8 protein-coding genes are annotated in these 12,747 nt (G+C 42.4%); 2 read left to right on the top strand and 6 right to left on the bottom strand.

The features are described from left to right. Positions 1 to 14: 14 nt before the first annotated feature. The 4 genes from PHI74_03435 to PHI74_03420 all read right to left on the bottom strand — a co-directional run bounded on the left by PHI74_03435 (position 15) and on the right by PHI74_03420 (position 6,663). Entirely contained in the window at positions 15 to 1,490 is a 1,476-nt protein-coding gene (locus tag PHI74_03435; GenBank protein MDD5485066.1) for a radical SAM protein, read from the bottom strand. Positions 1,491 to 1,897: 407 nt separating this feature from the next. Beyond that, positions 1,898 to 3,247 carry an acyl-CoA reductase gene (locus tag PHI74_03430; GenBank protein MDD5485065.1) on the bottom strand — a complete coding sequence of 450 codons (1,350 nt, stop codon included), beginning with the start codon at positions 3,245 to 3,247 and terminating at the stop codon, positions 1,898 to 1,900. A gap of 2 nt (positions 3,248 to 3,249) precedes the next feature. After that, positions 3,250 to 4,386 carry a hypothetical protein gene (locus PHI74_03425; protein MDD5485064.1) on the bottom strand — a complete coding sequence of 379 codons (1,137 nt, stop codon included), beginning with the start codon at positions 4,384 to 4,386 and terminating at the stop codon, positions 3,250 to 3,252. 312 nt (positions 4,387 to 4,698) lie between these two features. Beyond that, a complete protein-coding gene (locus PHI74_03420; protein ID MDD5485063.1) occupies positions 4,699 to 6,663 on the bottom strand; it encodes an aldehyde ferredoxin oxidoreductase family protein in 1,965 nt (654 codons plus the stop codon). Between the two features lie 781 nt (positions 6,664 to 7,444). Here PHI74_03420 and PHI74_03415 point away from each other — a divergent pair. Further along, positions 7,445 to 8,926 (top strand): radical SAM protein, encoded by a 1,482-nt coding sequence (locus tag PHI74_03415; protein ID MDD5485062.1) that lies wholly within the window; start codon positions 7,445 to 7,447, stop codon positions 8,924 to 8,926. Here PHI74_03415 and PHI74_03410 read toward each other — a convergent pair. Then, entirely contained in the window at positions 8,923 to 9,828 is a 906-nt protein-coding gene (locus PHI74_03410; GenBank protein MDD5485061.1) for a ThiF family adenylyltransferase, read from the bottom strand. The two genes, PHI74_03415 and PHI74_03410, sit on opposite strands and share 4 nt — an antisense overlap. A gap of 765 nt (positions 9,829 to 10,593) precedes the next feature. On the opposite strand from PHI74_03410, the gene larC reads away from it, so the two are divergent. Then, entirely contained in the window at positions 10,594 to 11,637 is a 1,044-nt protein-coding gene (gene larC, locus PHI74_03405; GenBank protein MDD5485060.1) for a nickel pincer cofactor biosynthesis protein LarC, read from the top strand. A gap of 373 nt (positions 11,638 to 12,010) precedes the next feature. On the opposite strand, the gene PHI74_03400 is transcribed toward larC, so the two are convergent. Then, the gene (locus PHI74_03400; protein MDD5485059.1) at positions 12,011 to 12,598 is read right to left on the bottom strand and encodes a CARDB domain-containing protein; all 588 of its coding nucleotides are present in this window, start codon (positions 12,596 to 12,598) and stop codon (positions 12,011 to 12,013) included. Between the last annotated feature and the right edge of the window lie 149 nt (positions 12,599 to 12,747).

Genomic DNA, 12,747 nt, shown 5'->3' with positions numbered 1-12,747 from the left:
TTTTCGTGTTTATTTCATTTCATCATCCTTGTTTTTAAACTGGCCTTTAAAAAAGGTGCTATCGCTCGCAAATTTTTTGCCATCCATATCCTTCTGAATTTATGTCTGAAATTTCTATAAATGTGCTTAGCCAAGTATTCTCCCCTCCACAAGAACTTCGTGTAGCCGTCTTCTATCAGGGTGTCCAGCTCTCTTTTCGATAGTTTACTGTTTAACTCATAGATATTTATATGGGGGGCCTCCCACCTTTTTTCAATAAAATCATCTGTCAGATATCTTTTTTCTTTCAGTTCATTCCAAATTGGCGTATTTGGCTTTACAGACAGGGGAAATAAAATTAAAGCATCCAAGTCCAAGGAGGATCCGAAATCAACTGTTCTTTTGGCTTCTTCGTAGGTTTCGTCTGGAGCACCTAAAAGGAACGTGCCTATGATGCAACTTATGCCAGCTCTTCTAGCATCCTCAACGGTTTTCCTACTTAGCTCGGGAGTTATGCGCTTGCAGTAATAGTCCAATATTCTTTGATTTGCGCTTTCAAATCCGAACAAAATGGAATCACAACCAGCCTCTTTCATCGCTTTGAACATTTCGTATGACCCATTTTCAACCGACATTTCAACGCTCCAATAGATATCAAGTTCACGCTCTTTAATTAGTTTGCAAATTTCGAAAACTCTCTTTTTATCTGCGCTAAAATTATCATCTACAAAAAAAACGTGTTTATAGCCCCGGCCATCTAAAAACTCCAACTCGTCTACGACGTTCTTAGCAGACCTTCCGCGCCATCCGTCGTGCTTAGATCGGGCGTAACAGAATCTGCAAGAATTGGAGCATCCACGGGATGTTAGCATTCCAGTATATTTGCCTACCGTAAATCTAACTTTGAAATCCCCCCAGGATAGGGAAAGGTCGTAGTTCGTCTTGAGAAGGTTTCTATTTGGAAATGGCAAGTCATCCAGGTCTCTTATTGGGGGTGCTGCTTCATTAAAAACTAGTTTTTTGTCCTCTCTATAAACCAATCCCCTGACATCTTTCAAGTTTTGCTCGTTTTCTAGCTCTCTAATCAAATTAAGTGTTGTATACTCCCCATCTCCCTGTACCAGGTAATCCACAAAACCGTATTTATTCATAAGCCTTTCAGGGTATATCGTTGCTAATGGGCCCCCGTACATTATTTTTGTATCAGGATGTCTATCTTTTATCTCCTTTGCCAATCTGTGGGCGTTAAAACAGGATGCATTTAAAATGCTAAATCCGATCACATCCGGCTGGATTTTTTTTATATACTCCAATAGTTCCTCATCAGACCATTTTAAAGCGTCGTTATCTATCAAACTAACTTCATAGCCTTGATTTTCTAGCACAGTTGCTATGTATAAGAGGCCCAGAGGAGGCGAAACTCCGCTTGCGTATACTGAAAATGTCTTCTTCAACGGGTGAAATTGAAACCAATTTCCATCGTATGCGGGGTTTATTAGCAATATCCTCAAAGTTTCATCTCACTATGATACTTACTCTGGGTGCATTATAGTAGCGACGTTAATTAGCCTATTCCAACTAAACTTTTGTATTTTTATTAGAACTTTCAGTTTCATCACAGAGCATATAACCTTTTCTCTATTCGTTTCGTTGAATGCCAGTTTACTCAACTGTTCTTATTATTTATTATCTTAACATCTAACCGTCGATTGGTTGACAACTTTTACCATCGGAAATACTGTTAAGCGCAATAAATCTTATCTGGTTATGGATGAAGTTAAATGAGAATCTAAGCAGACCGTATAGAAAACACCCATATCCGGCTCATATTGCGGAGTAAAGGCAAGTTGATGCAACCTGAGGTTTTGGTGAGTGCTATAAATCGCTGTTGACTAATGGTTTTTTTGTATCAAAATTTTTAATCTTTATAGTCGATTTCTACCCACCTAACTAAATCAGATAAAGGAAAAATTCCATCGTGTGATGCTCCGGGTGCAAAGTAGCCCATGTTTCCAATGTGGGTTATGCGATCAGCGCCTTTCAAAGTCAACTCATCCCTGAACTCCTTTATCCTTTTTTCAGGATAAACTGCCACGCTTTGAATACTGCTGTCAATATGTGGTAAGGCCTCTCTTAAATCCTTAACGGTAAATAGATACAGCGTCCTGCCTAAAGGATGTCTAAGTGCTCTTTTTACATCCTTTGATATTATTAAAGTCCATTCCGTTCCCTCTGACTCAAATACCTTTTCACCATAAAATTTGGCTATCAGTCTTTCGTGGCTTATCTCAGCATGCTTATTTATATCAACAAAGCCTTTGGGCAATCTTTCCCCCTCTTCTCTCAAACTCTTGGCCAATGATTTGCAAAACTCCTCTCCATTTCCTTCAACAAAGGCAAATTGAGGGCTATGGCATGCCTCTTGATCATATAATACAAGATCGTGAGCAACCTTGTCTGTAACCTCTTTCAGGTTTTTAAATGCCTCCTTTCCGATCAATTGCACACTCCTCCTGGGGCCAAATTCTAGGAGTTTAGTATTATAACCACTCTTCCTTCTTACAGATTCAATGGCCTCTCTGCCTCCCCAAACACAAATAGCATTGGATAAGGATATGAGCTCATCACCAATCTTTGAATCCCCTTCCCAATATAGGACCGACGTAGTTCTTGTTATTGGATGCTCCTTATCGACATCCCTAAAAGACAGCGCAAAATAAGTTGAGGTTATTGGATCGCCGCTAGGAAGCTTTAGTATATTCGCATTCTTTGTAAGACTCCCTCTTATCATGGACATAACCGCTATAGGGGGGACATTCCCAGCCAGTATATGTAAAACTCTCCCTCTCGGCTGAGCGTGAAAAAGGACATCCTTTATCTTAATCCAGTCGTCCAAGAACTTTTTATCTCTTAACTCCGCATCCACCAAATGCTCCAAATAATTCTCAGAAAGCATCTCAGCAGATAAGTCATAGGCATATTCTATCATCTCTCTGCTATAGCTAGTGACCTTAGATGTGAGGTCAATGGCATCTTTCCTCAGAGGATACTCTTTATCTTTCCATAGTACACCGACTTTGCTGTAAAAAGAGATTATCTCATCAAGGGCAAGCTCATGAATATCCTTTGGTGAAGATTTGATCTTTTCTAAATCTACATCTTCAATCTCTGGGAATAGGATCTCAACCTCTTCTGTGGTGAATTTCAGTGACTTATCTTTGCCTTCTTTTAAATCTCCAGAGATTATTGATGGAATCGTTACCTTCATCTTTATTTTTCCTTTGTGATTATGTTCATGAATTGTTCAAGTCTGAGAGCACAGCCACGAGCACCTAACTTACTTATTCTCCCTTTATGTTCAACTATCTGACCTATCCGGCCACACTTACAGGTCCCCTCTTCAGCCACTGCCATATCTCCGGGCATTGAGAATGCCGGATAAGAGTAAATCAAACAGCTAGAGAAGGTAATAAGACCGACCTTATTAGGGGAAACTTCCCTATCAGTGTTTGCAGGATCTCTAACCGATACGTGTATCCATGGTGGTACGTGCTTTTTGTGATATTCGCATTCAACCATTCCTGACATCACATCTGTCAGGCCGTACGTATCTCTGAACTGATTTTTTTCCACCCCAAACGCTTCTGATAAGAGGTTCTCAAATTCATTTCTCGATATTTCTCCTTTAACCTTCTTCCAACCGCCAGATGTCAATAATCTGCTTTTTTTGTCCAACTCTAATGTCATTTTTTTTGCCTTCAAATAATTTACCAGTTCCACGAAAGCAAAAGGCGGGCCAAATAAATGCTGGGGTCTCTCGGATTTTTCTACAGCCTCTATGACATATTCGGGTTCAAATTTTCCCTCCCTCACAGCATAAATTATCTTCTCATCGGGGTACCCCAAAAACTTCATGGCATGATGGAATCCTTGAACCATTCCCGTGTCTGACTCTTCTGGCGATGGTGTTAGCATGATAATGGTCCCTCCCTTTAAGTCACCAACCTGTAGAAACCCTTTCGCAATTCCAGGGGCCATCCTCTTCATATTTTCCATATCGAACGGATATCTGCTGGGTGTGCCGGAAGTTCCGCTGGTAGTGAAAACTGTTACTATTTGACTCTCAGGAACGCTCAACACCAACTTTTTCGCATCTCTGAAAATGTCAGAAGGAATTGGCTGCATCTTAGCCAAATCCTCATAGGTTTTTATATCACTCGGCTTTACCTTGTGTAATTTACAATATTCCCTGTATTCAGGGCAATTTTCGAAGTGATAAGCAAGGGCTTGTTTAAAGGCTTTAAGTTTCATTTGTTTTAGTTCTTTGATTGGTATATGATAAGGGTCTGGATGATTTAACAATTTTTCAAATTCCCATTTAATTTTTTCATCTCCCATTTTTTTCATCCCCTATTTTTCATCTCTGATTGACCGCTAAAGAAATAGTCTCTCATGATTAAATCAAATCGTCTTTTACTTGCAACGAATGATATTAGGAAAGCAGGCTCCGGCATTTCATTGTACTATGTAATCACGTATGTGCTAATTTATGCATATAACTCTATAAAAAGACTCTTGTTATTATTCTACTATCTTCTTGTTATCATCCTATCCTACTATCTAACTATCCATCGACTTGGTTGCTAGAGTTTAATCCTTTGAATTACTCGGGTTGGCTCTTATTTGTTTCCAGGTCTTAACCCGTCATGCTATCTAAGTTCAAATTGACATTTCTGCTAATCCTAAACTCTTTAGCCTCTCTTCAGAAGGCTTGCCATCCTCTAAGCTCCAATCCATAGCATTGTAAAATTCCTCCACCATGGAATTCAAGTCGATGGTCATTCCTGCGCTTGGACCTGCTGGTAATGGAGGAACCCCCCTAATCCTATCGGGTAATTTGAAATCGGACGGTCTAATCCCCTCTCGAACATTAAATAATTGTCTCAAAGCCTGAATTCTCTCTCCTGTTTTCATAAGCTCTTCGGTTGAAAAATCCCAGTCAGTGACAGCTTCTATGGCATCAATAATGGGAAACGAGCCAAAATAGCCCAAGAATTGGCACATCCCGAGAGAGTCCAATGTTATGTGAATTTTGCTTAGGGTGGCGTGCACTTCTCCTTTACCCTTGTATTGGGACCTCTTGATCCTCGGAAGCTTAACGTCTTTAAAAGGATTGGAAGAAAGACCCAACTCAAGGATGCCGGCTCCACCTTTTGTATGTCGTGCTGGCGTGGGATCGGCAACATAGGCTGTGGCAAAACTCGGATTTAGCCTCGGATCGTGCATTGGGACCTCCTGTCCATGTACGTGCATGGCATATTCGTCTGCCCCTTTCCCGATTCTCTCTGCTGCTACTTTCACCCCGTCTGCGAGCAGTTCGCCGAATCCCTCGTGTTTGGCCAATTTCTCTAGAGTTCGGATAATCGCTTCCGTATTCCCCCATGTCAGCTCGATGCCATCTGTGTCATCCTTGGTCAGTATGCTATTCTCGTAACATTCCATTGCAAAGGCTATGGTTGCCCCGGCGGAAATGGTATCGATTCCATAGCGATTACAGATGTCGTTAGCTTTTATGATTGACTCTACGTTATCATTTAGGGTCATTGATCCGAAGGCTGCCAGAGTTTCATATTCTGGCTTATGTCCCTCCTCCAATGCATAGGGTCCTCCTTCAATTTTTACAATTGCCCCACACCCAATAGGGCAAGCAGCACATGCATACTTTCCTTTGTTATACTTTACAACATGGTCATCGCTTATCTTGTAAGACTTGGCTCTCATCGGGAAATCCCGAAACCCCACCCCGGCCCAGTTTTTACAAGGAGAATCCCCCATCTCCGAACAAGGGGCCATGCCCATGGCTGTTCCATATTTAATATACGATTCCGTTATATAGCCCACGTCAGGCATGCCAACTACGCCTCTTCTTAAAATCCAAGGCATAATCGGTTTTAACAAGGTCATCATAAGTTTGGTTGGGGGATAAGGACTCCTTCTTATGGATTTTAGCATTCGTTCCCTGACATCTGTTAACCTTTTCTGGTCATGGATCGGAACTCTTTCGGTGCCTCTCACTGCTATTGCCTTTAATTTCTTTGACCCCATCACAGCCCCCAATCCACTGCGGGCAGCTGCCCTCCCCTTGTCATTAATTATGCAAGAAATCAAAGAGAGCTTCTCTCCGGAAGGGCCGATGGATGCCACTCTAACCTTCTCATCTCCTACCTCACTTCTGATAATGTCTAAAGTTTCAGTAGTGTCCCTGCCCCATAGATGGCTGGCATCTCGAATTTCAGCCTTTCCGTCATTAATCCATAAGTAAACAGGTTTCTTGGAGATGCCCTTGATGAAGATGGCATCATAACCTGCCTGTTTTAACTCGGGGCCGAAAAAACCTCCGGAATTTGCATCCCCCCACGTCTTAGTCAGAGGGGATTTTCCTACCACGGTGTATCTTCCAGAAAAAGGAACTTTCGTACCGTTTAGTAAACCTGTCACAAACCCTATTATGTTTTCTGGGCCCAGGGGGTTAATCCCCGCCTTCTGGTTGTTGTAGATATGCCATACACCTAAGCCCGTCCCTCCAAGAAAATCTCTATAAACTCCCTCCTCTGGCCTTTCTTCTTTAATCTTATCGTTAGAGAGATCTAAATTAAGAAATCTTCTAACATAGCCCCCTGACATTTGATTTCACCACCTACGTGAAAAATCTCCCTCTGAACGAACATAAACCTTTCTTGGGTATGCTTTCCAATACAATGTTATATGAGAAATAAGATTTGTCCCGATCTCCTTGAATCTGTACCTCTGAATTAGGGCTTTGAAAGCTCTCGTCTAATCCTTTTTAGGGTCTAGGGGAACCAATAAGTTCCTTCCTTGATAAAAATTTATATCAAAGTCCTTAGTATTTACCTAGGATGCTCTTCTTTGATCCAATAATCCAATTGGGTCATCATTACTTTGATAAAAAAATAATTAAATTGACGGATATACAGCAAAGCACTAAATGGAAGCCATACAATATAATAATTCTCTCAGTGGTCGTCACATCGCTAAAAGCCAGTATTGATATCAGACGTTAAATGCTTTAACGATCAGGGGCGTATCTATCCTAAATAAGGTATTTCAATGGGACAAAATCTTAATACGTCATCTTAGAAATTATCCTAATGTCCTCGGACCGCGTCTAATCGGATTTCAAGATTTCAACGGGGATTTCAAACATCTATTTTGGATTGAAAACTAAATGGTTTGCCCTCATTTATCTTCTTTTATCTTCTCTTCTCTTATCCAAAAATAGCGAGAGCTGGTAAGCCTAAATCCCTACACTACGATCAATACACCTCCGCAAAATTAACGGTTTTCAGGTATCCCCCTCTAGTAATCAGAACCAAAAAGGTAAACGTTAATCAAAGGACATACCTTAAAGACATCTAATAATTATTTCTAAGTAATCGTTGGGTGAATGAAAGTGAATGGTTATGAAATTGTTTTGACATCCGACAGGACCCTTTTTAGTGATTATGGGGGAGGGATCTTCCTTGGGTTCATCTCATGTTTCCCCGAGAGTCTGATACCTGAATGGATATTTTTTAATGTATTCTGCCCTCCTACAAAAGTCGCAGTTGACGGATTGCCATTGTCAGCCCCTCTCGGGCTTAGGGTTATCGAATCATCGCTCTTAAATTCAGGTTTCAAAAGAGACCAGGTCGCTGTTGTTCATCCTGACCACCTTGATAAGGCTGTTGGTCCGGATACGAAAATATTGGGTCTCAGTGAGATGGACCCGCTGGGGATAGGTCCGGCAACGTCCACGTTTACCCAGATGTTTAGAGGGGAGGCTTACATGCCCATAAAACTCAGGGCTCTGCTCAACAATCCTGTGGTAACCCGTTACAAGCCGAAAGTAATTTTGGGTGGCTCAGGTGCCTGGCAGCTCGAAAATGATGAAGAAAAAGATAAACTTGGCATTGATTGCGTTGTTTTGGGCGAAGGAGAGAGCGTCGTGCCAAATCTTTTTCACGATATCTTGCAGGGTGAGCCTATTCCTGAGTTTATCCATGGTCAACCGGTAGATGCAGCAATGATCCCACACATTCTTGGTCCCAGCATGAACGGGCTCGTGGAAATATCCCGAGGATGTGGGAGAGGCTGCCTTCACTGTTCATTGGCGTCATCCAAAAAAAGGGATATGCCGCTGGAGCACATCCTAAAAGACGTTGTGACCACGCTGAGATATGGGCGGTCCACCCCTATCCTCCATGCAGAAGATGTGCTTCTCTATGGGTCAAATGGGTATACTGTGAATAAGGAATCCGTAATAAAGTTGTTCCAAGAAGTTAAACGGCTTCCAGAGGTTAAATTCATCGATATTAGCCACTTCTCCATATCCTCGGTGTTGCAGGCACCGGATCTCATCGGAGAAATATCGCAGCTATTGAATTTGGGTGGAGAGCAAAAGTTTCTTGGAGCCCAGGTAGGTGTGGAGACCGGGAGCCAAAGGCTGATTAAAAAGTGCATGAGGGGTAAACCCGCTTTTGAAAAAAGTAAGGGGTGGTATGAAGATGTAATCGTTGCTTTTGAGACCCTCATGAAAAATAATTGGGTTCCAGCTGCCACACTTTTAATAGGTCTTCCGGATGAAATAGACAGAGACGTAGAGGAATCCATACGATTAGTAGAGGACTTAAAAACTTTTAAAAGTTTGCTGGTGCCACTTTTTTTTGTCTCACATTCAAGGGAGAAAAGCTTCAACATTAAGGATCTGAACGATCTCCATAGGGAGCTAATCATCAAGAGCTGGGAGCATAATTTTAGATGGATGTCCTTGCTTTACAAAGAGTACTCCAGCATGTACATGCATAGGGGCAAGTGGCCTATTTACTTGCTGTTGACACTATCCGCAAAATATATGAAGCGGAGGCTCAAGAGACTTCTAAGCCCCTAACCAACAAATTTTTCCTTTATTTTTAAGATGATTGAGCCAAACTTTCTCTTTATATCAGGAGGGGCGAATTCATCGATGGAAGCGTAATTTGGTTTTATGTGCCAGTATTTAGGCGCAGCCACCGGCTCCCACTTACCCGTTACTAGCTTCAAGACCTCCAAGGAAGCCAACGAGGCCGCAGCCAAAACCACAGGAGCTATCTGCGGGAAGGGATACTTGTCAGTGTTGACGAAATTTTCGAACCACTCATCGGTCCACTCCCCTTCATTTTTATAGTATTCGAGGGTACCTCTGAACATCTGCCTGTACTTTTTGGAGAACATGATGCTATGGAGCGTCTTATAACTCAAGCCCTTGGGAATCCCAAAAGGCTCCTCTGCTTCCGGACCATCCGGCAGGATGGTGGTTATCCGAGCGAGCATTCCTGTAGGGTATCCTATCACACAGGGTATGCCCTTCTTTTTTGCCATCCTCATGGCCAATATAGCGAAGGGGAAATCGTCAGCAACGCCTATCAGCACATCGACATCCTCTTTAATCAAATCCTCAAGAGATCCTACCGGCATCTCCTTTTCATAGGTTTCGGCTTTTATTCCAGGATTTATCTTTATAAGGTGTTCTTTGGTAACTGTCGCCTTTGGTCGTCCGCAGGTATCCTCAAAACAGCATAGCTGGCGGTTAGTATTGGTGGGTTCATAGACATCAGGGTCGACCAGCACGAAGTTTTCAACGCCACTCCTCGCCAGAATTATGGCCATCGCTCCACCCATGCCACCACAGCCTATGAGCATTATCTTTGCATTTTTAATCTTCTCCTGTTCATCGCGGGTGAAAATGCCGTAATTCCTCTCAAACAACTTATCGTAACTAAAATCGAAATCGCATGGTTTTGGTTCAGCCACCCCTTATGCCTCCTTTACTTCTTTTTTATGAATAAATAAATCAGATTAATGCTATAAATGGTTTTCTCAGGTCTTGTAGAAGGCTCATTTCATCTTTATTTGCTTCTTTATTTGCTGGGTCACTCTGGGACTGGAGAATCCAACAGGTGAACTACGCTTCACAGCAGATGGCTTCAAGGTTGAAAATGTCTATATCCCTCTTTTCTCTAATTCGGATATTAAGATTTCTGCAAAACCCGATTCTATGACTTTTCTACATCAGCAGATTGAAACTATCCTTACAGCCATATACCGTGATATGTTTGGTCCTGTCAAGTTTATTTTCATCCCGCTAGTTCAGACACCTGAATCTCTTGTCACCTCCAAAATTCTCATAAGGAATCTCCGTAGACTTTTAATTCTTACCATCAACCCAGATATGGGCCTTGGTCCTTTAATCTGCATATGTGTTGGATAGCTTTGCTTATTTATTTAATTAATGTTAGAACCGAAAGCCTCTTGCATCCTTGTGACCTTACGTAATTTCCTTGAGGTAAATCAACGGGGTCTCTGCTTGTTATGTCCTGCCTTTTTATCACTGTTTCTAAGAGGCATGCCATAAAGTACGCAATACCTTCTGACATCCTCATCTCATCATTTAGACCTATCTTAACGGGATGCTCTCACTTTTTAATTCTCTCCTCTCTCAGCTTTCATGCACTTCTCTATTACATAACATTTAAGGCATCTAAGGCTAATCGTTTGAGACGCAGTGAGGAACTCGAAATGTCAAATAAAACAATCATCCTGATTGACTGTCAAGTTGCTGGTATCGCTGGCAATATGCTTGTAGGTGCGCTTTTAGACCTTGGTGCAGATATGTCAAAAGTCACAGGGGCCATGGAAGCGGCCAGAGATTTCGTTAATGGTTGTAACAGCATAGAGGTTGTGGTTAAAGACGTCATCCAAAGGGGATTTCGGGCCAAGGAAGTCAATGTGGTAATAGATGAGGAATATGACCATAGGACGGGTCTTGAGATCATGAATGCTGTTAAGAATTGCGTAGATTACTTAAATCTATCTGACAAGGCGTCAGAAATGGCATTGGGCTCCATAAGGACTTTAATGGAAGCAGAAGTTAACGTTCATGGGGCTGCCTTGGAAGACGTTCATTTGCATGAATTAGGGTCTGCCGATACTGTTGCTGACATCGTAGGAGCTGTAACTGCCTTGGAGGACTTGGTTTCACTCAAAGATACCTTAATATGCTCAACTCCAGTCGCCGTAGGTGGCGGTTTGATAAAAATCTCACATGGAATTGTTCCTGTACCATCCCCTGCAACGCTTGAAATATTGCGGTCAAGAAATTTCCCGATGATCGGTGGGCCCGTCGAAGCAGAGTTGACAACTCCTACAGGGGCTTCTCTCCTTGTCAACTTAACCAGTAAACCCGTCCCGTTTTATCCTATGATGCAAGCTGAAGCTGTTGGATTTGGTGCCGGAGGTGCAGATCTTGAGGCCATCCCTAACCTCGTTCGAGTCATATTGGGAAAACCCTCTGGGCACGCCTCTATCAGCGATGAGATCTACGTGTTGGAGACGAACGTCGATGATGTCACAGGAGAGGTCATTGGTCATGTAGTTGAGAGGCTATCGAGGGCAGGGGTCCGAGAAGTATGCGTCATTCCGGTGTTCACGAAGAAAAACAGGCCTGGTCAGATAATAAAAGCGATTGTCAGCAAGGAAGATGTGGGCAAAATCTCTCGTTTGATGATGGAAGAGCTTGGAACGCTTGGCGTGCGGGTAATCCCTTGTTATACCATGGGTTAATACCTCCCACTTTTATCGAGTATCACTCAGCCCTCGGTCTTTCACTCGTGTGGGGGGCTCTACAAGGTACTGAACTCGTATTATCCGTTGGTAACTCATGAACTATTTATATATTAATCAATATGCAGACTAACATATTAGGTGAAAGGGTTCAATTAATCGCCAAAACTGTCTTCTGGTATCAATATAATGGGGCATTTGGTTTGGGACTTTGTCATGATGAAATTTTGCGTTACCTGAAATGTCATGGGTCTGCTTAAAGTCGCCTTTATGTAACGATTTGAACCCTATTCACCTCTCTAGTAGACCGAAATGCGAACTTGGAATATGGCAATGACCTGCTATGTCTTTTCCTTTAAGTGTCACTCTATGCCTACGTAATTGGCATAAATGGCGTCGGCGCTAGCACAAACGTTGTTGTCACTCCGCCCACTTCAACCGTAACATCCCTTTCTGTTGGAAGTTCTCCTTCGACTTCTTCCTCTTCCCCCTGGAAAACTTGTCCCAGCTCTTCAGGACTTGTTGTTGTCTTAGTCCTATGTTTGAAAGTGACTTCTGTGGATGCACCTGCTGCAAGAGTAACCTCTTCGGTATCTACTTCAACACCATCAACATTAAGTACCAATGTTTGGGTGCTTTCACTTGCCCCACCATTCTTCACCGTGACTATTATCTCTATGGGACTGCCTGCTATGATTCTAGTTGGGTCACAGGTTATACTGGTGACTACGAAGTCGCCTATAGATGCAGGTGCTGCAGCTGGTGCTGGCTTTGGTGTTGGTGCTGCTGGTGCTGCTGGTGCTGCTGGTGCTGCTGGTGCTGCTGGTGCTGCAGTAGGCTCTACTAATTTCGGTTGTCCAACTGGTATTGATTCTATTGTTGATAATATAATTCCTGCATGAGCAACTAGTATGGTCGCTACAAGCAACACTGCCAATAATGGTATAGTTACTTTCTTCATTACCCTTTTTGTTATATCGCCACGATATATAAAACTTTTGAAGCAAGTAAAATATGATGATGTTAAATGTAGGTATTGGTTTTTATCCATGAAATGAATGTCTCGAATGAATAAGGGGTCGAGATGTCCATAAGACCTTGATTTCTATA

It is taken from the genome of Methanocellales archaeon, from assembly GCA_028715985.1.
Lineage (GTDB): Archaea > Halobacteriota > UBA148 > UBA148 > UBA148 > UBA148.
Note: the sequence above shows the minus strand (reverse complement) of the source record. Positions and strands in the feature narration are given on the sequence as shown.